The sequence below is a fragment of the Halobacillus salinarum genome (assembly GCF_022919095.1).
Lineage (GTDB): Bacteria > Bacillota > Bacilli > Bacillales > Halobacillaceae > Halobacillus_B > Halobacillus_B salinarum.
On sequence record NZ_CP095073.1, the window covers coordinates 875,679 to 896,861 of the forward strand.

Below are 21,183 nucleotides of genomic sequence, written 5' to 3' on the forward strand. Positions count from 1 at the left end.
GGAAGGAAATGCAGCATAGAGACAATGAACTGCGAAGTCTGGCTTGGGAAGAAGTCAAGAAACAAAAAGAAAAAGTGGAGTCAGATCCTTACCGCCTAAACTTTCACCACATGCCTCCAGCAGGGTTGTTAAATGATCCGAATGGATTTGTCCAGTGGAATGGAACCTATCACTTATTTTATCAATGGATGCCTTTTAAAACCGGACACGGAGCCAAGTTCTGGGGGCATTATTCTTCTAAAGATCTCGTTCACTGGCAGCATGAAAAAATTGCGCTTGCCCCTTCGGATTGGTTTGATAAAGACGGCTGTTATTCAGGAAGCGCTGTTGTCCATGAGGATCAACTCTACCTTTTTTACACAGGTAATGTAAAAAATGAAGCGGGAGAACGGGAGACATACCAATGCCTGGCTGTCTCCGAAGATGGGGTCAACTTTGAAAAAAAAGGAGTAGTGGCACGGCTTCCTGAAGGGTATACGGCCCATTTTCGCGATCCAAAGGTATGGAAAAGAGGAGACCATTGGTACATGATTGTTGGAGCCCAGACCGAGGATTTGCAAGGGAAGGTCGTCCTTTTTCAATCAGAAAACCTGATGGATTGGGTATTTTTAGGTAAGATTGCCGGCAGTGGCGAGCATAACCTCGGTGAATTCGGTTATATGTGGGAATGCCCTGACTTATTTGATATTGATGGGGAAGACATCCTGATTGCTTCACCGCAAGGGCTTGAACCCGAAGGCATGGATTATGCCAATGTCTATCAAAGCGGGTACTTTATTGGAGATCTAGATTATGATCGGCCTCAATATACTCATGGTTCCTTTACAGAACTGGATAGAGGGTTTGAGTTCTATGCTCCGCAAACGACGGAGGATGATCTCGGCAGAAGAATTCTGTTTGGCTGGATGGGCGTTCCTGATCAATACGAAGCGGACCATCCTACCGTTGCAAACCAATGGATTCATTGTTTGACCATGCCGAGGCAGCTCACTTTGCTGAATGGAAAATTAACTCAGCATCCGTTGAAAGAATACGAAGCTATGCGTGGACCTGTATTGCTCCACTCCTCTATTTCTATTGAAAACGATCAAAAAGCGGTCAGAGGAATCGAAGGCAGAAGCATGGAGCTTTCCATAGAACTTGAACAGGTAGACGATCAGTTTGCGATAGAATTTTACCAATATGCAGCACTCAGTTATAAGAAGAGGGACCAAATTCTGACGCTTTCTCGTCCGCATTTTCAGGATAAGAGCAGGACTGAATTCAGACGTGTGAAGCTTGAGGATGATTTAACCCAGCTTAGAATCTTTGTGGATACCTCATCGCTTGAAATTTTTGTGAATAATGGGGAGGAAGTGTTTACGTCTCGAATATTTCCTCAGCCTGAAGTAAAAGATCTGCTTTTTACTTCTCTTGGCTGTACAAGCTTTTCCATTGAACAATGGCCACTCTCGGGCTTTATTTATCAGTGAGTGCGGGGGGGGAAGGTTTTAAGACTCTGGAAATAGTGAAAAGCGTTATAGAAAAAAATGGACAAAAGTCGACAAAAATTCGTAGAGCCCCCATTTATGATAAAATAGGTGTACGCAAATTGGTGAAGGAGTCGTCCATATGAGTGAAGCGCAGAATAAGTTGAAAACAGATGAACGAAGGGAACATATTTTATCGCTCTTAAAACAGCATGGAAAGCCTGTGACCGGAAGTTCGCTTGCAGAAGAGATGAACGTGACTAGACAGGTTATTGTAGGAGACGTGTCCCTGTTAAAAGCCCAAGGAGAACCTATCGTTGCAACCAGCCAGGGCTATATGTACATGACGGAGGCAAAAGACGAACTTGGTTATGAACGGACGATTGTCTGCAAGCATTCGCCTGCTGAGACTGAACTTGAGCTGAACATTCTTGTGGATCATGGTGTTCACGTCCAGGATGTGGTAGTTGAACACCCGATTTACGGAGATTTAACAGCTCAACTGCGAATATCAAACCGCAGGGATGTAAGAAAGTTTATTGAGCGCATTGACTCAACGAATTCCTCTTTTTTATCAGAGCTGACAGACGGCATCCACACCCACAAAATCTACTCAGACAGCGAGGAAGCGCTCGAGGAAGCAGTTGAAGAGCTTTCAGAAGCGGGAATACTTGTAAAAGAATAGTAAAGAACCGCCTAAAGAGGTATGTTTTCTTTATAGAAACATATCTCTTTAATAGTTTAGCCGTACATTCATAATATGCTATAGTTAATACGCAAAAGATGTCCAAAAGGGAGGTGGGTCGTAGTGAATATTGCACCTTATATCTTGAGTACCATCCTTGCGCTGAACGTTCTTCTGGCACTTGCCATTATATTCTTAGAACGCAGAGATGCAAGTGCAACATGGGCTTGGCTGATGGTATTACTGTTTTTACCGATTGCTGGATTTATATTATATTTAATATTTGGTAGAAGGTTGAGCCACAAAGAGATTTTCACTTGGGATAAAAAGAGCCGATTAGGTTTATTGGCAGCCGTTCAGGAGCAGCTGAGAGGAATTAAAGAAAATACGCTCGAGGTACAGCATGAAGACATTGTGCCTTATGAAGATTTGATCTATATGCATTTAAAGAACAATGATGCCCTCCTTACCCAGAATAACGAAGTGGAAGTATTCACAGACGGGCAGAAGAAGTTTCATGCGCTTATGGAAGATATCGAGAATGCGCAGGATCACATTCATTTGCTCTATTATATTGTGCGTGATGATCAGCTTGGAAACCGCCTGGCTGATGCCTTAATAAAAAAAGCGAAAGAAAATGTACAAGTTAAGCTTCTTTATGATGATATGGGTTCGAGGTCCGTTAAAAGAAAGTTTGTTCACAAACTTAGAGCAGCCGGGGTAGAGGTGGAATCATTCTTCCCGCCGCTGATCCCAAAGCTGAATTTAAAAATCAACTATCGAAATCACCGTAAGCTTGCCATTATCGACGGTAAGATTGGTTATATCGGCGGGTTTAACATTGGAGACGAGTACTTAGGCTACAGCAAGCGTTTTGGTTATTGGAGAGATACGCACGTTAGAGTCGTTGGAGGAGCCGTGCATAACATGCAGACGCGCTTTATCCTTGATTGGAACCAGGCTTCCAGTAAAGATATCGTCTATGAGGAGCGGTATTATCAAGGAGAGGCTGAAGGCGATGTCGCCATGCAGATAGTATCCAGCGGACCAGATTCCGAATGGGAACAGATAAAAAACGGCTACATTAAAATGATCCTTTCAGCAAAAGAATATGTCTATATTCAAACGCCTTATTTTATACCGGATGACAGCCTGCTCGATGCTCTTCGAATTGCCGTGCTTTCGGGAGTGGATGTACGAGTAATGATTCCTAACAAACCGGATCATCCTTTTGTGTACTGGGCCACTTATTCTAATATTGGAGACCTTCTTAAAGCGGGGGCTGCAATTTATGTCTATCAAAAAGGGTTTTTACATGCGAAGACGATTGTTGTAGATGGTGTGATTGCCTCCGTAGGAACGGCGAACATCGACGTCCGCAGCTTCCGGCTTAATTTTGAAGTGAATGCGTTCCTGTACCACCCGGAAGTTGCAGAATTGCTGGCAGATCGTTTTCACGAAGATGTTGCTGAATCTACTGAATTAACGTATAAGCTTTACAAGAACCGGTCGAATTGGATTCGCTTCAAAGAAGCCATCGCCCGCCTGCTTTCCCCAATACTATAAAAGAACTAAAAGCAGCCTCGTTCAGGCTGCTTTTTTGCATGTGAAAAAATATAAGTGTCCCCGCAAGACAGCTTTACACATAAAGAAACCTGCGCACCGACACGCAGGTTTCTTTGGAAAGAGAGGTTTTTTGGTTTTTATATTTTTATTGGGAGGAAAGCTCGAGTTCAGCTTTCATTTGTTTACCATCACGGTAAACCGTGAGCTCGACTTGGTCGCCTTTCTCTGTTTTGCTGTACAGATATTGGCGCAAGCTCATAAGAGAGTCAATCTTCTTGCCGTCAATTGCAGTAATGACATCATATTTTTTCAGATTGGCATCTGAAGCAGGTGAACCTTGTTCAATCCCGGCGACAATCACTCCTTTGGATACGTCGCTTGGCAGGTTCAATTGCTGCTGTAATACAGTACCAGGTACTTGGCTTAAATCCTGAAGAGAAATTCCCATATATGGTCGGGTGACTTTTCCTTCTGTTTCCAAGTCGTCAATGACAGGTTTAACGACATCCATTGGAATGGCAAAGCCAATACCTTCAACTTCTTCCTGGGCAATTTTCATAGAGTTGATCCCTATGACTTCCCCTTCAAGGTTGACCAGCGCACCGCCACTATTTCCAGGGTTTATGGCTGCGTCCGTTTGGATTACTTCGGTCTGCCAGTCTGGCTGTTGGTCCCCGTTTATGTCCACTGGAATATTACGGTTTAGACCACTGACAATACCTTTTGTAGCTGATCCAGCGAAATCAGTCCCCAGCGGGTTGCCGATAGCTATGGCTGTTTGACCAACCTCTACGTCTTCGGCTGATCCTAGCTTGGCAACCTTCTTGACTTTATCGCTATCTATTTGTATAACAGCCAGGTCTGTTAAAGGGTCTGTGCCTTTCAATTCGGCTTTTGCTTTTTCCCCGTTGCTTAAGACTACTTCTAGTTCAGAAGCATTTTTTACAACGTGGTTGTTGGTTACGATGAAGGCGCTGCCTCCATCCTTTTTATAGATGACCCCAGATCCTGAACTGGCTTTTTGTAAACCTTGGGCTGTTTGCTGCAGATTGCTGACTCCGACCACAGCGTCTGAATTCTCCTCTATAGCCTGAGTTACATCTTCCTGATTCTTACCTAAATGAAGCTCGTCCGCCTGGGCGGTGGGCTCATTGGTATCTACGTTAATCGTGATCCCTTTCCACTGAAAAACGGTAGTGATGATAAATACAGCGATGATAGCACCTAGCACACTAAAAGCTAGTCCAGAACGCCTGTACCGGCGCTTGGCTTGTTTCTCTTTTTCTTCATCGATCATACTTCCAGTCGCCCCTTTCATAAATGATCTCCAGGAGGACTTTCCGTTCTCCCTCTGTACAATTCTTATCATACCTGCCACTTATGGCATGACTTTGGAGAAAATGTGGAAAAAGTGTGTAAAAAGGGAGATTAACCGAAAAATATGAGAAGATAATAAAGAATCTTATGGATTGGGGGATAGAATAGTGAACCAAACCATTGGTCTAGTAGAAGATGATCCGAATATCCGTGATATCGTTGAAGGATACTTAAATAAAGAAGGGTATGAAGTGCTCGCAATGGAGACGGCAGAAAAGGCATGGGAAGTGTTTGACACCACCCCCCTGATTTATGGGTGCTGGATTTGATGCTTCCCGGGATGGATGGCTATGAGTTCTGCAAGCGCGTTCGTCAGTCGTCTGAAGTTCCGATTATTATCATATCGGCGAAGGATGATGAGGTAGACAAAATCCTTGGTCTTGAATTAGGAGGGGATGATTACTTAACGAAACCTTTCAGCCCCAGGGAACTAGTGGCCAGGGTGAAGCGTCACTTAAAGCGTTGGCAGGTCATGCAGCCTGACAAAAATGCTGCTTCTGTAGACGAGACCATTCGGGCGGGAGAGCTGGTCTTAAATCAAACCGAGCGCAGTGCTTACTTTAAGAGTGAGGAAGTGGAAGTTACGACAAAGGAGTTTGAAATGTTACGAATACTTGCTGAACAGGAAAACCGAGCCTTTTCCAGAGAAGAATTACTTGTTCGTGTATGGGGCGACGATTACTTTGGCAGCGACAGGGCAGTGGATGATTTAGTCAAACGGTTAAGGAAAAAGATGAAGGACCTTCCATTAGAAACGGTGTGGGGACATGGATACCGGTTAAGAAGTAGTCGAGATGCATGAAACTTCTCTATCAGCTTAATACCGCGTTTACAGTTCTTCTCGTCATTGTCATGTCCATCACTGCCTTTTTCACGTACTCGCTGTTAATGGATGTTCTGATTCAGGATGAGCAGCGTCAATTGGAAGCACGAGCTAAGTTTATGACTGATATCATTAATGAACAGGATCCTTCAGTACGGATTCCTCAATTATCCCAACTCATCCAGGACAGAGATTTCCCATTGCTTCTGTTCGATCAGCGGACAGGGAAAATTTTATTCCGCACTCTCCCAAAGGAAACGTCAGAGGAGTGGATTGCTGACTTTGACGATTTAATTAAGGATGAAGTCTGGGAAGGAAATGGCAAGAAGTACGTTGCGTATGCCTTTTCTTCAGGCAGGGATGGCAGCATACTTGTCATGGCAACTCCCCTTGATGATTTAGAAATCGTCCAATCGGGGCTGACTTACAGAATGCTTGCTGTCTTTTTAATCGGCCTGGTTCTTGCAGTCGTCGTCAGCCACTTTTTAACGAGACGGCTGGTTACACCGCTATCGAGGTTAAAGCAGGAGATGAAGAAAATTGAACAGCGGCAATTTACAGAAGTTAAACCGGTCCATTCCACAGGAGAAATTAAAGAAGTAGAACAAAGTGTCAGACAAATGGCGTCTGAATTGGAAAGATACATTACCTCTCAGAAGCAGTTTTTCCAAAACGCTTCTCATGAGTTGAAAACCCCGCTCATGTCAATCCAGGGCTATGCAGAAGGAATTCGCGATGGAATCTTTGAAGGTGAAGCTGCGAATAAAGGTTTAAATGTCATGGTGAGTGAAACAGAGCGGCTTAAGAAAATCGTTAACGAAATGATCTTGCTGGCAAAGCTCGACAGCAGCGAGGATGTCTACCATCCTGAAAGAACAGAGGTTGTCCATCTTGTTTCCCAGGCAAAAGACCGACTCGTCCCGTTAGCACGTGATAAAGAAGTAGAGCTGCGTTTCCTTACAGAGGGGACTTTTTATTCTTATGTAGACAGCGAAAGAGTGCTGCAGGCACTCATTAACATGATCGGTAATGCGATTCGCCACGCTCACCAAATCGTAACGATAGAATCTCTATTGCAGGATAAGCAGATTACCATCCGCATTTCTGACGATGGAGAGGGGATTCCGGAAGACCTGCTTCCTCACTTGTTTGAACGTTTTATAAAAGGAAAAGAAGGGGAAACAGGATTAGGTCTTGCGATTTCCCGTGCGATCGTTGTCAGAAGCGGCGGTACGATCAAAGCTTCTAATAAAGAAGAAGAGACGGGAGCCGTATTTGAGCTCACTTTACCAGCGATGGAGTGAAATAGAGGCAATCATGATATAATAGCTAGTGGGAACGATTCCATTGAAAGAGAGGAATACTGATGGAAGCAAAAGCATGTATTGATTCATTAACTGTAAAAAATTCGCACGTACTCCCGCCTGATACGAACAGTCACGGTACGTTATTTGGCGGAAGACTGATGGCCCACATTGATGATGTGGCAGCTATTGCTGCGGTAAGACATTGCAGAAAACCGGTGGTTACGGCGTCTACCGATTCGGTCGACTTCCTTGCGCCTGTATTCGAAGGAGATACGATTTGCTTGGAAGCTTTCGTTACTTGGAGCCATAATACGTCGATGGAAGTTTTCGTCAAAGCCATTACGGAAAATCTACTTACTGGAGAAAGAAAAGTATGCACGACCGCTTTCCTGTCCATGGTTGCGGTAGATGAAGATAACCAGCCGAGCCCGGTCCCGGCTGTTTATCCTGAATCTGAAGAAGAAAAATGGCTTCATAATAGTGCTCCTAAACGCCGTGAACATAGGAATGAAAGACGCCAGGAATCTAAAGAACTAGCCAGAATGTTCGGTACGAGCTTACCTTGGAAGCCTTGATTATTAGGAAAATAATTAATCTTTAGGAAAACGCATAGTTTTCCTAAAGCTTTTTTTTGTTCCATGGACTGAGGTAACTGGACGTCGCCTATGGAAGGAATAGGATGTTAACGAAGCGGTAAAAAGAAAATGCTTTTATTACAGTTCTTAAGGTGTAATAAGTCTATCCTGCTTGTGGAAAAAATAGTAAGTCTTCACCTCCTCTCCACCTATTTTCAAAAAGTTTGAACATTGGTAAAGTAGGAAGCATGCTTTCATTCGTTTAAAGATTATTACCTTGAGGAATAGGGTATTAAATGGTAATAATTTGTATTGCTTTTATAAAATTTGGAGGTGGAGATTTTGAAAGAAGTGTTAGAATGGCTGAATAATGCCATGTGGGGGTATGTCCTTGTCATTGTCCTGTTAGGACTGGGACTCTGGTTTTCCATTAAGCTCAGATTTGTCCAGTTCCGGTACATCCCTGAAATGATTCGTGTTCTTTTTGATAAGCGTTCCATTACCGCAGAAGGAAAGAAAGGAACGTCGCCATTTCAGGCTTTTACTATTAGTACAGCTTCGCGGGTAGGAACCGGTAACTTAGCTGGTGTTGCTGCAGCGCTTACGATCGGGGGCCGGGAGCAGTTTTTTGGATGTGGATGGTCGCCATTCTTGGAGGAGCATCCAGTTTTATTGAAAGTACGCTGGCACAAATTTTTAAAATCCCTGAAAAAAATCAATATCGAGGCGGTCCTGCCTATTACATGGAAAAAGGATTAAAAAATCGCGCGCTTGGTATTGCTTTTGCTGTCACGATCACCTTTACATACGGCCTGGTGTTCAGTTCCGTACAATCGAATACCATCCGGTTGGCCTTTGAACGGTCGTTTGGTGCCAGCAAGTGGTTGATGGCTGTCATATTAACCGTCATTGTTGCCTTAATTATTTTCGGCGGGTTAAAAAGAATTGCATCTGTTACCCAGTTTATTATTCCATTTATGGCTATCTTTTATATTATTCTAGCCGCTATTGTACTTATTAATAATATTGGACAAGTACCGAATATGTTCTCACAGATTTTTCAAGGTGCATTTGGATTTGAACAGTTTGCAGGCGGTACATTTGGCGGAATGGTTTTGATAGGTATTAAGCGGGGTCTCTTTTCAAACGAAGCGGGTATGGGAAGTGCACCTAATGCTGCCGCTACGTCTGAAGTTACCCACCCTGTTAAGCAGGGCTTGATCCAGACGCTTGGAGTCTTTACGGACACATTGATCATTTGCAGTGCTACGGCGATTATTATTCTATTTTCAGGAGAATATGTGGGCACTGATCTTGATGGGATCCAGCTTACTCAGGTAGCCTTTGAATCTCAGCTTGGTACTTGGGCATCGATCTTTATAGCTGTAGCCATCTTCTTATTTGCGTTCAGCTCTATCATCGGAAACTATTATTATGGGGAAACGAACATCGAATTTATTAAGAAGAATAGTGGAATATTATTCGTTTACAGAATAGCTGTTCTGCTCATGGTTATGTTCGGAGCTGTTGCAAAGTTTGGACTGGTTTGGTCGCTAGCCGATTTGACAATGGGAATCATGGCGCTTATCAACTTGTACGCTATTTTCAGGCTGTCGAAAGTGGCTTATGCAGCACTTTTGGACTACAGCAGACAAAGAAAAGAAGGGAAAGACCCTGTATTTTATGATGATCACCTCCCTGGAGTCGAAGGGATGGAGTATTGGCAGCGTCATCAGCCAATTAAATATGAGGAAACTGAAAAGCAGTCAGAGTCCTATCGCTAAACAGAAGTCCAGAGCCGAATCCATACGGCTCTGGACTTTATTATTTTCGAGCAGATGAGGGGCTTTGGCTAATTCAATCATTAGTTATTCATCCATAGGGGTGTGATATTATAGGAACAGATTCTTGAATTTAAAGGATGGATCGCGATGAGTTTATTATCAGTAGAACAGATCAGCAAAAGCTATGGGGATAAGCAGCTGTTTGACAATCTTTCTTTTACCATCTCTAATCGCCATCGGATTGGGTTAATTGGCGTCAATGGTAGTGGAAAATCGTCATTGCTGAAGATTCTTGCAGAAATGGAGCCGGCAGATGCGGGCAGTCTGGATCACGCTAAGGATTTTACGATTGAATACCTCCCTCAGGAGCCGGAACTTGAAGAAGATAAGACGGTGCTTGAGCAAATTTATTATGGAGATTCAGAGATTATGAGGGTAATGCGCAGTTATGAGCGTGTGTTGAATGAACTCGCCCAGGATCCTCAAAATACAAGCTTGCAGGAAAAAATGCTGAAACTACAACAGCAGATGGATGAAACAAATGCCTGGGAAGCAAATACGGTGGCAAAAACCATTTTAACGAAGCTTGGGATACAGGCAACCGATAAAAAAGCGGGAGATTTATCCGGCGGTCAAAAAAAGCGGGTGGCTATTGCTAAAGCATTGATTCAGCCTGCGGACTTACTGCTGCTTGATGAACCGACCAACCATTTAGATAATGAAACGATTGAGTGGCTGGAAGAATATCTTTCCCATTACAAAGGTGCGCTTATCGTCGTCACTCACGACCGTTATTTCTTAAACCGTGTCACCAACTTAATCTACGAGCTTGACCGGGGCCGTTTGTTTATCTATGAAGGCAATTATCAAACCTTCCTTGAGAAAAAAGCAGAACGGGAAGAATGGGAACGGCAGGCGGAACAAAAACATCAAAATACGCTGAGGAGAGAGCTTGCGTGGCTCAAACGAGGCGCAAAAGCAAGATCTACCAAACAAAAAGCAAGAAAACAGCGCATTGAAACGATGAAAGAGCAAAGTTTTACAAATGAATCCTCCCAAATGGATGTGGCCGTCGGTTCTACCCGACTTGGCGATCAGGTTATTGAGCTTAGAGGTGTCACATACATGTATGAGAATGAAGCCGTTATCCAAGACTTTAATTATCTGGTTGTTCCTGGAGAACGTCTTGGCATTATTGGACCAAATGGTTCTGGAAAAACCACCTTACTAAATTTAATGGCCAAGCGGCTCTCTCCAGACGAAGGGGAAGTTCTCGAAGGACAAACCGTAAAAATCGGCTATTACACGCAGGACCATCAGGAAATCGATGGTTCTTTGAAAGTAATCGAGTATATTAAAGAAGCAGCAGAAGTCATTTCGACAGCAGGAGGCGATGAAATCACAGCCGAACAAATGCTGGAACGGTTTCTTTTTCCGCGCTCCCAACAATGGACCTATATTCGGCGCCTATCCGGGGGCGAACGCCGCAGGCTCTATTTGTTGAGGGTGCTTATGCAGGAGCCTAACGTGCTGCTGCTCGATGAGCCGACGAACGACTTGGACACGGAGACGCTTAGTGTACTTGAAGAGTATTTAGAGCATTTTCCCGGCGTAGTTATTACAGTTTCCCACGACCGTTATTTTTTGGATCGTGTAGTAGACCGGCTGCTTACCTTTGAAGGAAAGGGAACTATCCACCGATTTTTTGGGAATTATACGGAGTATCTTGAGGTACGTAAGGAAGAACAACGGGATGATGAGAAAAGAAAGCCAAAATCGGCCCAGGAAGAAACGAGGAGATCCAACCGGAAAAGAAAACTGTCCTTTCGTGAAAAGCAGGAATGGGAAACCATCGAGGATGAGATCTCTGCATTAGAGGATCAGCTGGAAGAAGTCGGAGAAGAGATTGCAGCTTCAGGAAGCGACTTAGCCAAAGTACAGGAATTATATGAGAAACAAAACGATTTGGAAGCCCGGCTTGAAGAAAAAATGGATCGCTGGGAAGAGCTTTCCTTAATTGTTGAAGAGAATGAAGGATAGGAAGTCCGGCTGCCGGGTTTCCCTTTCCTTGCTGGATATGATTTAAATGAACGGCGGTTCTGGTCGCTTTGTAGTCTTGTGCTGGTTATGGAATAATAGAAACGAATACATTTAGAATTCAGGAGGTTTTTATTCATGATATTTCCAAGCAAAGAAAAACTGGATAAGTACGCGGATTTAGCCCTCCGTACAGGAGTGAATCTGCAGAAAGACCAAAAGCTGGTAATCAATTCCACGATCGAAGGAGCAGAGTTTACACGAATCATCGCCAAGAAAGCTTTTGAAATGGGAGCTGAGGACGTACATATTAATTGGAGCGATGATGAACTGACACGCCTTCGGTTTGAAAATGCGGAGCAATTCGTACTTGAGGAAGTTCCCGAGTGGCAGCGCAAAATGTACACGTCCTTCGGGGAAGAAGGAGCAGCTATTCTATCCGTACGTTCTACAGACCCTGATCTGCTCAAAGGTCTGGATGGCAAAAAGATCGCTGCAGCGAACAAGGCAAGGTCGAAAGCGATGGCGAAATTCCGTGACTTTACGATGAACGACCGGATTCAGTGGTCGATTATCAGTATTCCCATCCCGGCCTGGGCGAAGAAAATTTTCCCTGAGGATTCTGAAGAGCAGGCGATTGAAAAGCTGTGGGAGCAGATTTTCAGCATTGTAAGGGTGGATCAGGAAGATCCCGTGGCGGCCTGGGAAGCACACAATCAAACGCTGGCGAACGTGCGTGATTTTCTTAATGACAGGAAGTATAAGAAACTCATCTATAAAGCTCCCGGCACTGATCTGGAAGTTGATCTGCCGGAAGGTCACGTATGGAAAGGCGGCTCATCAAAAACGGAGGGACAAAACATTTTATTTAACGCGAATATGCCGACAGAAGAAGTATTCACGGTTCCTCATAAGTATGGTGTGAATGGACAGGTAGCAAGCACAAAGCCATTGAATTACAGCGGCAATGTTATTGAGAACTTTTCATTAACGTTTAAGGATGGCAAAGTCGTAGATTATCAGGCAGAAGCAGGAGAGGAAACGCTGCAGCACCTTCTTGAGACGGATGAAGGCTCCCGCCATCTTGGTGAGCTTGCTCTAGTCCCTCATGAATCCCCAATTTCCCAGTCGGGACTGATTTTTTACAATACGTTGTATGATGAAAATGCATCCTGCCATTTAGCCTTAGGTAAGGCGTATCCGAATAGTCTTGAAGGAGGCTCGGATATGAATGTGCAAGAGCTGGATAAGCATGGTGTCAATGACAGTTTGAACCATGTGGACTTTATGATGGGCTCAGGAGAATTAGATATCGATGGCGTTCTAGCGGATGGTTCAACAGAGCCAGTCATGCGCAGTGGCAGCTGGGCATTATCTTTTGAATAAGCGAAGAAAAACCCAATCGTAACAGGTCATGCAAATGATACAGATACCCAGCCTGTCAAGCTTTTCTGCACCAATGCAGGGAGACTTGGCAGGCTGTTTTTTTTGGAAATCTATCTGAGGATGATTCTTGTTTTTTTGATTTGAAAAAGAGGTCCACTTGAGTTTTGGTGAATGATTGAAGATTGCTAAACGAGGGAATGAATAAGGAAAGAGAATGAAAAGGAGAGATCATTATGCCAGGTCCAGAAAATGAGTTAGCTGGTTTTCAGGCGAATCCAAATGAATTTGGAAAATGCGGCCGTTGCGGCAAGCTTCTTGCGACGAAGACGGAAAAGGAAATGAAGCTTTGTAAAGACTGCCTGCAGCGTCATAAAGATAAGGATATTGAATACGATGAATCTGAATAAATAAGGGTGTCGAATTTCGACACCCTTATTTAATGTGGAGCGGATTGACATTATTTTTGTTTTAGTACAGCTCGTACAGGGCTGCCATCAGCTTCTTCCATTTTTAATGGGAAGGCAAATAATTCGTAAATGCCGGGTGCTACATGATCAAGCTGTATCCCTTCAAGGATAAGAATGTCCTGTTTATACAGGGAGTGGTGTGCCGTTAATTCCTTGCTGTTTTCCGGATCAACAGAAGGTGTATCTACCCCGATCAGATCGATGTTCTGTTCCTTTAAAAACGGAGCAGCATCTTCCCCAATAACAGTGTAGCCATGATTAGGGAAGCGCGTTCGGTCTGCCCAGCTATTCGATCGAAACAGTACTTTGTTGACGTTGGAAAAATCAAACGGCTTTAAGTCTGAGGCTGTAATCTCTGCTATCCCTTCCACATTGACAACTAACGCATCGCCGGAAAAGCGTTCAAGCGGAATTTCACCTAATTTCAATCCGTTCGGATCGTAGTGAAAAGGGGCATCCACGTGGGTAGCTGTATGGTTACTGGAACTGAACTTCCCTACGTTGACCGTTCCAGTATCTTCAAATGTGGCACTAAGCTGGTATCGGAAAACTTCGTCTCCGGGCCACCCCGGTGTTTGGTTCGTCAGCGGCATTGATATATCGATCAGTGACATGCTTTTCTTCCTCCTTTAAGCGATAATCCCTCGTTCATTGGAATATTGCTTATGTTTTTCTTCCTGGATAATCTCCTTTAATATCTGCATGACTTCATAAACGTCCTCGTGAGAAGTATAGAGCGCAATAGGAGCAAGTCGAATGACATTAGGAGCACGATAATCCGGTGTGATGCTGGCAGCTTTAAGCGCCTTGCAAATCCTTGCTGCTTCTGGATGGACGAGGCTGATATGTCCCCCGCGTCTTTCATCCTCTATTGGTGTAGCTAACTCAAAACCAAATCCATCAAGCTCTTGGTGGAGAAGGTCCATCATCAGTCTAGTGAGCTGCAGTGATTTCTGTCTGATTTTATGGATGCCGGCTTCGTGAAAAAGTTCCAGTGATCCGAGCAGGGGTGCGGAGCTTAATATGTGCGGAGTACCGATTTGATAAGCTCCCGCGTCATCAGCAGCGGAGAGGTGATGGTCCATATCGAACTGCTTTTGTTTATTAGAGCTGAACCAGCCGGCAAGTCCGGGGCTCGTGCCAAAGTGACGTTTATTTACATACAAGCCGCCGACACCACCAGGACCGCTGTTTAAATATTTATAGGTGCACCAGACAGCAAAATCAACCTGCCATTCGTCAAGCTGGTGAGGAAGTGCTCCAATAGAATGAGCTAAGTCAAAACCTGCGATAATTCCTTTATCATGAGCAGCCTTGACAATGCGCTTGACATCAAGCAGCTGACCGCTGCGATAAAGAACAGAGGGCAGGAGCAGAAGTGCAGTTGTCTCATCCATTGCTTCAATGATGTCATCCTCAGCCAGAGTTCTGCCGTCCCTGCTTTTAACCCGGACCAGATGCTCTTCCGGGTCAAGATTATGCAGCTCGAGCTGGCTTTTCAGGGCATAGATATCAGAGGGGAAATTAAGTTCATCCGCAATGATTTTTGTCCGTGAACCTTTCGGCTTGTAAAAGGTAGCCAGAAGCTGATGCAGGTTGGTCGTGATCGAACCGGTGTTGATGACTTCTTCTGCTTCTGCGCCGAGCAGCGGGGCTGTCATAGCTCCAAGCTTTTCAGCCATATAAAACCATGGTTCTCTTCCGTCAGTCCAGCCTTCAATGCCATAATCCTTCCAATCTTCTAAAGAGGTAAGCAGGGATTGTTCGGCTCTTTTAGATAATAAGCCTAATGAATTTCCATCCATATAATAATGGTCGGACTTAAGGTGAAATTCATTTCTAAATGCGTGCAAGGGATCCTGCTTATCCATTTGTTGTACAGTTTCTACTGAGATTTGAGGCTTTGTCATTCCATCCCTCCTGTGTCATCCATTATAAATAGATTGAATTTGATAGCGCAAACGTTTACAGTAGGTTACTTCCAAAGATCATTTTTCACGAGAACTGCTTTAATCTTTCGATAGGTCATCTCTTCAGGCAGGGCATCTTTTAAAGGTTTCAGCTTTGGTTCTGTTAATTGGTTGTATTCCAGCAGAACCTGCTTCTCTTCATCTAAGCTGAACCATTCACTCCATTCCAGAGCTTCTCCTTCCTTTGCACAACGGAAGATGTGATTCTCAATCGTTTGTTCATTCATCCCTCGTTCTTCAGCGATTTCTTTTAAGCTTTTTCCCTCCTCTTTCCACAATAAAAAGGACTGAAGGTGACTTGCCTCTCCTCGCTCACTGGATTTCTTTTCAAACGTTTGCGGAGCTGGCTTTGGTTCTGGGACAGGTTGTTCGCTGAAGGGCTCGAGAACAGCCAGGAATGCTTTGCCGTATTGTTCAAGCTTTTGAGAACCGACCCCTTTGATTTTCAGCATCTCTTCTTCATTTTCTGGCAGGTAGAGCGCAAACTCTTTCAGTGTGGCATCTGAAAAAATGAGATACGGCGGAATACCTGCTTCATCGGCAAGCTGTTTTCTTTGCTTCCTGAGTTCTTCAAATAATTCGATGTTGTAATGTTTTTCTTCGGTCGAGCCGGCTGCTTCCACAAGCATTTTTACCGGCTGCTCTCCCTTAAGGACACCGACCGCTTTTTTCGTCAACTGCAGTGCAGGATATCGGCCATGTCCTGGGTCAAGATAACCTTCCGCTGTTAAAAAGTGAATAAAGCGTGTGAGCTCTTTTTCCGTGTATTGCGAAAGGATTCCATAAGTAGAAAGGGTGTGGAACTTAAATTGCCGCACTTTTTGGTCATTAGAACCTTTAAGAACTTTCGCTGTCAGGCCAGTCCCAAATTTATCGCCCATACGTTTGACGCAGGAGAGAACCATTTGCGCTTCTTTGGTCATATCCTGAAATTCTCCCTGATGGGTGCAGTTGGAGCATTTGCCGCATGGCTCTGCCGGGATGTTATCTTCGAAATACTCAAGAATGTAAGTTTGTAAGCATGTATGGGTATGGCAATAATTGATCATGGCTTGAAGCTTTACATATTCTTCTTTCTTTTTCTCCTCTGAAGGAGACTGATCAATAAGAAAACGCTGTAAATGAATGTCGGGACTGGAGAACAGCAGGACGCAGTCTCCCGGTTCCCCGTCTCGTCCTGCCCGGCCGGCTTCTTGATAATAGGATTCGATATTCATAGGCATGGAATAGTGGAGGACGTATCGGACATTCGATTTGTCGATCCCCATACCAAACGCATTGGTAGCAACGATGACTTGGAGTTCATCCTGGACAAAATCCATTTGAGCTTTTTTCCGCTGAGTTTCAGTCATGCCAGCGTGGTATTTTCCTGTAGAAAATCCTTTCTCAACGAGGAAGTGCTGCAAATGGTCCGCATCTTTTCTCGTAGCTGTATAAATAATCCCGGATTCATGCGGCCGGTTTTTCACATATTCCTCGACGAATTCCCGTTTATCCCGACCCTTAATAATCCGAAAAGAAAGATTATCCCGTGCGAATCCCGTATTGACAACGTTCTGTGGATGGATGTCTAACAGACCTTGAATATCCTTAATCACTTCTCGGGTAGCTGTGGCTGTCAACGCCATAAGGACAGGTAAATTCGGAAGATCACGCAAAGAAGCTACGACAGATCGATAGCTTGGTCTGAAATCGTGGCCCCATTGGGATATACAGTGAGCTTCATCAAAAGCGATCAATGACAGCTTAACGGTATGAAGCGCCTGTTTAAAAGACGGCGAATCTAATCGTTCAGGTGCAGCGTATACAAAGTCGTATTTGCCTTTTTTAAGATTCCTCATTCGTTCCTGCTGCTCCTCAGTTGAAAGCGAGCTGTTTATATAAGTCGCTGAGATCCCGTAAGAATGCAGGGCGTCCACCTGGTCTTTCATAAGAGAGATCAACGGCGAGATGACGACGGCTGTTCCTTCGAGAAAAAGTCCCGGAATTTGGTAGCAAAGTGATTTTCCACCTCCGGTAGGCATAACGGCAAGAGTATTTTCACTATGTAAAACGTGGGAAATGGCTTCTTTCTGTCCTGGACGAAAAGAAGAAAACCCATAATAATGCTCTAAGATTTGGCGGGCTTGATCGATCATTTGACTCATCCTTTTATTAAATTCATTACTCATTCTAACATGTTTTGTTCGATTCCCATGGGGAAAAGTTAGACTGTGACTACGAAAAGAGGAGCGGATATTCAATGAAAGCTATTGTCATTGAGAAGTATGGAGATAAAGACCAATTAAAAGAAAAGGAAGTATCCATTCCCGAAGTGAAGGACAACCAAGTGCTGGTCGAAGTAAAAGCAACTTCGATCAATCCAATAGACTGGAAACTGAGGGAAGGTTTTTTAAAAGATAAGCTTGATTTTGATTTTCCTATTATTCTAGGCTGGGATGCAGCCGGAATCGTGAAGAAGGTCGGACGCGGAGTGACTGAATTTAAAGAAGGGGACAGGGTCTACGCACGTCCGGCGACAACTCGTCAAGGGACCTATGCAGAATACACAACCGTTGATCAACATTTACTTGCTTTAATGCCTGAGAATATTACTTTTGAGGAAGCGGCTGCTGTCCCGCTGGCTGGGCAGACGGCTTGGCAGTGCCTTGTTGACTTTGGCGGGATTGGTGAAGGAGACCAAGTGCTCATCCATGCAGGGTCAGGCGGTGTCGGCCATTATGCCATACAAATAGCTAAAGCTCTCGGTGCCCAAGTAGCTGCTACGGCCAGCGGTGAAAATCAGAGCTGGGTGAAAGAACTTGGAACAGATCGATTTATTAACTATAAGGAAGAGGATTTTGCAGAGGTGTTGAGCGGTTATGACTTTGTCCTTGATACACTTGGAGGAGACATTCAGGAGAAAAGCTATCAAGTGTTAAAAGAGGGAGGAAAACTTGCTTCCATCGTTCAGCCTCCGGAAGGGGAATCCGCAGAGAAGCACGGAGTAGAAGCTGAATTTGTCTGGCTTGAGGAAAGCGGCCGGAAGCTTGAAAAGCTTAGTAACCTGATTGTAAACGGGAAGCTTTCCTCAGTGATTGGACATAAGCTTCCACTAACTGAAAATGGATTGAAGGAAGCTCATGAAATAAGTGAATCACACCATGCTAAGGGAAAAATTGTCATTCATGTTTAACAAGATACTCATCTGTCTGTAATCAGGCAGATGAGTATTAATTTACAAATTTTCTCACTATTCTAACTATTATTGAGTACCTCATGTTATATTAGGGTATATACCTACAAATATACATGGGAGGAGAGAAATAGTGCTAACTAATTATCAATCTGGAGAATTTTTTGACGAAATGGTCAGTGAAAATGGAGAACCCAGGTCTCATTATCAATGGTTTTACCAGCTTGTTCATCAATTTTCGGAGCAAGAGCTTTTAGAAAAACATGAAACGGCCCAGCTCAGCTTTCTGAGACAGGGGATTACGTTTACCGTTTATAACCATACCGGGGGTACAGAACGGACCATGCCGTTTGATTTTGTTCCTATTATTATCCCTGACCCTAAATGGAAACAGATTGAGCGGGGGATGGCCCAGCGGGTGGCAGCGTTGAACCATTTTCTTTGCGATATTTATAATGAACAGCAAATTGTAAAGGATGGGATTATTCCCGCTGAATTCATTGAGCAAAATCCTTATTATTATAAGGAGCAGGCAGAAGGAATAAACGTGCCGCTCAAAAAACCGATCTTTCTTGCAGGAATTGATTTAATACGTGATGAAAACGGAGAATACCGGGTGCTGGAAGATAACTTAAGAAACCCGTCGGGCATGTCCTATGTGTTTCAAAATCGTTATGTCATGAGGCAGGTCTACCCGGAGTTGTTTTTCCAGCATGCCATAGAAACCCTCGAGCAGCAGTTTTCCGAGCTTCATCAGGCTGTGATCAGTCATATGCCGGAGCACGCACCCCAAGGAAAAGCCCCTAATGCAGTACTCCTTACCCCGGGAATGTATAATTCCGCTTACTACGACCATGTGTTTTTAGCTCAGCAAATGGGGATTGAGCTGGTGGAAGGAAGAGATCTGCTTGTACGAGACGATATCGTCTATATGAAGACAATCAGGGGTCTGAAAAGAGTCGACATTATTTACCGGCGCATTGATGATGACTTTCTTGACCCGGAAGCTTTTCGTCCTGATTCCGCACTTGGAGTCGCAGGACTTCTCCGGGCTTACCGGAAAGGCAATGTATCCATACTTAACGGCATCGGCAACGGTGTTGCGGATGACAAAGCCATGTACGCTTTTGTGCCTGATATGATCCGGTATTATTTAGACGAAGAACCAATTATTCCTAATGTTGAAACCTATTTTCTCAGAGATCCGGAACAGCTTGATTATGTTTTGGGAAATCTGGAGAAATTAGTAATAAAGAATGTAGGTGCTTCCGGAGGATATGATATGCTGATCGGCCCGCACTCAGAGCCAGAAGAAAGAGAGGAGTTCAGAAAGAAAATCCTTGAAAACCCGGCTCAATATATTGCCCAGCCTACTATAAAACTGTCAAGAGCACCCGCTTACCAGGATGGACGTTTCTACCCTTGCCACGTTGATTTACGTGTGTTTGTTATGAATGGACATGAGACTCATGTGCTGCCGGGTGGTTTGTCCCGGGTGGCTTTAAAGGAAGGTTCACTTGTCGTAAATTCCTCACAAGGAGGCGGCGGCAAAGATACGTGGATTTTAGCTGGGGGAGGTGTTGCCAATGCTTAGTCGAGTAGCTGACTCCCTTTATTGGATGTCGCGAAACATTGAACGAGCAGAAAATAATGCGCGAGCGCTAAGTGTTCAGCTTGTTCATATGCTGGAGGCGTCTGACCAGCAGGTGCTGGATCGTGATTGGGAAGAAATTCTGGAGGTTTGTGCCTCGGTTCATGACTACTATGCCCATTACGATCGATTGGACAGGGATACGTTGATTAACTATTTAACGATCAATCCAATCAATGTAAATTCATTAGCCAATTGTATGAAGTATGCACGCGAAAACGCCAAGTCCACTCGGGATAACATCCCTGATGAATTATGGCAGGTGCTGAACAAGTTTCATCTTGAGCAGAAGGGTTGGGAGGAGCATTCCTTTACCATTCAGCATACGCAAGGGTACATTAAGCATATGATTAACACATCAATGACCGCACAGGGTATTATTGAATCAAGCATGACCCGCGGCAATTCATATACGTTTATTAAAGTGGCTAAATGGCTGGAACGGGCAGAAAAAACAGCAAGGATTTTGAATGTAGTCTGTGAGAAGAACAAAAAGCAGGCCGTGGAAAATTCAAACAGCTATTATTATTGGCTGACAGGACTGCAATTAGTGAATGGCTACGATGCTTATATAAAAGAGCACCCGCCAACGATGCATCCTGCTCAGGTTCTCAGCTTTTTAATTGATGAACCGAAGTTCCCGCGTTCGATTCGCTATTGTATGAATCACGTGTTAAGTGCGGTAAATAAATTGGAAAAAGGGAAAGTTTCCGATTACTCGGAAGATCTCTTTCAAATACTCTCTACAGTAGAAGAAGAATTGAATGAAACGAATATTGAAGAAATGAATATGGAGGAACTGATGAGATTTCTGGATCATTTCCAAGACCGCTGTCATACGGTCAGCCGTATTTTTACAGAAACTTATTATTTAGTAGAACCTGTTCGAGTAAGATAAATATAGAACGAGG

Annotated in this window: 15 protein-coding genes and 2 pseudogenes; 13 read left to right on the top strand and 4 right to left on the bottom strand. The window is 44.1% G+C overall.

What is annotated here, in order from left to right; genetic code table 11:
• The first annotated feature begins 8 nt into the window (after positions 1-8).
• The 3 genes from MUN89_RS04610 (at position 9) to cls (ending at position 3,720) form a co-directional block, all read left to right on the top strand.
• On the top strand, positions 9-1,472 hold the full coding sequence (locus MUN89_RS04610; protein WP_244711807.1) for a glycoside hydrolase family 32 protein: 1,464 nt from the start codon (positions 9-11) through the stop codon (positions 1,470-1,472).
• A 139-nt stretch (positions 1,473-1,611) separates the two neighbouring features.
• A complete protein-coding gene (locus tag MUN89_RS04615; protein WP_244711809.1) occupies positions 1,612-2,154 on the top strand; it encodes a transcription repressor NadR in 543 nt (180 codons plus the stop codon).
• Positions 2,155-2,277: 123 nt separating this feature from the next.
• Positions 2,278-3,720 (top strand): cardiolipin synthase, encoded by a 1,443-nt coding sequence (gene cls / locus MUN89_RS04620; protein ID WP_244711811.1) that lies wholly within the window; start codon positions 2,278-2,280, stop codon positions 3,718-3,720.
• 145 nt (positions 3,721-3,865) lie between these two features.
• On the opposite strand, the gene MUN89_RS04625 is transcribed toward cls, so the two are convergent.
• Positions 3,866-5,038 carry a S1C family serine protease gene (locus MUN89_RS04625; RefSeq protein WP_244711813.1) on the bottom strand — a complete coding sequence of 391 codons (1,173 nt, stop codon included), beginning with the start codon at positions 5,036-5,038 and terminating at the stop codon, positions 3,866-3,868.
• 166 nt (positions 5,039-5,204) lie between these two features.
• Here MUN89_RS04625 and MUN89_RS04630 point away from each other — a divergent pair.
• The 7 genes and pseudogenes from MUN89_RS04630 (at position 5,205) to MUN89_RS04660 (ending at position 13,416) form a co-directional block, all read left to right on the top strand.
• A pseudogene (locus MUN89_RS04630) lies at positions 5,205-5,899 on the top strand (response regulator transcription factor).
• Positions 5,896-7,224, top strand: coding sequence for a sensor histidine kinase (locus MUN89_RS04635; RefSeq protein ID WP_244711815.1), 1,329 nt, complete (start codon positions 5,896-5,898; stop codon positions 7,222-7,224). The pseudogene MUN89_RS04630 and the gene MUN89_RS04635 overlap by 4 nt, the downstream one beginning before the upstream one ends.
• A 62-nt stretch (positions 7,225-7,286) precedes the next feature.
• Positions 7,287-7,802, top strand: coding sequence for an acyl-CoA thioesterase (locus MUN89_RS04640; protein ID WP_244711816.1), 516 nt, complete (start codon positions 7,287-7,289; stop codon positions 7,800-7,802).
• Positions 7,803-8,177: 375 nt separating this feature from the next.
• Positions 8,178-9,586, top strand: a pseudogene (locus tag MUN89_RS04645) (alanine/glycine:cation symporter family protein).
• Positions 9,587-9,733: 147 nt separating this feature from the next.
• A complete protein-coding gene (locus MUN89_RS04650) occupies positions 9,734-11,626 on the top strand; it encodes an ABC-F family ATP-binding cassette domain-containing protein (protein ID WP_244711818.1) in 1,893 nt (630 codons plus the stop codon).
• 135 nt (positions 11,627-11,761) lie between these two features.
• Positions 11,762-13,009: an aminopeptidase gene (locus tag MUN89_RS04655; RefSeq protein ID WP_244711820.1), complete on the top strand. Its 1,248-nt coding sequence runs from the start codon at positions 11,762-11,764 to the stop codon at positions 13,007-13,009.
• A gap of 233 nt (positions 13,010-13,242) precedes the next feature.
• The gene (locus MUN89_RS04660; RefSeq protein WP_244711822.1) at positions 13,243-13,416 is read left to right on the top strand and encodes a hypothetical protein; all 174 of its coding nucleotides are present in this window, start codon (positions 13,243-13,245) and stop codon (positions 13,414-13,416) included.
• Between the two features lie 50 nt (positions 13,417-13,466).
• On the opposite strand, the gene MUN89_RS04665 is transcribed toward MUN89_RS04660, so the two are convergent.
• The 3 genes from MUN89_RS04665 to recQ form a co-directional block, all read right to left on the bottom strand.
• A complete protein-coding gene (locus tag MUN89_RS04665; protein WP_244711823.1) occupies positions 13,467-14,090 on the bottom strand; it encodes a cyclase family protein in 624 nt (207 codons plus the stop codon).
• A gap of 15 nt (positions 14,091-14,105) precedes the next feature.
• A complete protein-coding gene (kynU, locus tag MUN89_RS04670) occupies positions 14,106-15,386 on the bottom strand; it encodes a kynureninase (RefSeq protein WP_244711825.1) in 1,281 nt (426 codons plus the stop codon).
• Positions 15,387-15,451: 65 nt separating this feature from the next.
• Positions 15,452-17,584 carry a DNA helicase RecQ gene (gene recQ / locus MUN89_RS04675; RefSeq protein WP_244711827.1) on the bottom strand — a complete coding sequence of 711 codons (2,133 nt, stop codon included), beginning with the start codon at positions 17,582-17,584 and terminating at the stop codon, positions 15,452-15,454.
• A gap of 104 nt (positions 17,585-17,688) precedes the next feature.
• Here recQ and MUN89_RS04680 point away from each other — a divergent pair, with 104 nt between their 5' ends.
• From MUN89_RS04680 to MUN89_RS04690, 3 genes are all read left to right on the top strand, one after another.
• On the top strand, positions 17,689-18,621 hold the full coding sequence (locus tag MUN89_RS04680) for an NADP-dependent oxidoreductase (RefSeq protein WP_244711828.1): 933 nt from the start codon (positions 17,689-17,691) through the stop codon (positions 18,619-18,621).
• 133 nt (positions 18,622-18,754) lie between these two features.
• On the top strand, positions 18,755-20,215 hold the full coding sequence (locus tag MUN89_RS04685; protein ID WP_244711830.1) for a circularly permuted type 2 ATP-grasp protein: 1,461 nt from the start codon (positions 18,755-18,757) through the stop codon (positions 20,213-20,215).
• Complete coding sequence (locus tag MUN89_RS04690; protein ID WP_244711832.1) at positions 20,208-21,170, top strand: alpha-E domain-containing protein; 963 nt, start codon at positions 20,208-20,210, stop codon at positions 21,168-21,170. The genes MUN89_RS04685 and MUN89_RS04690 overlap by 8 nt, the downstream gene beginning before the upstream one ends.
• The last annotated feature ends 13 nt before the right edge of the window (positions 21,171-21,183 follow it).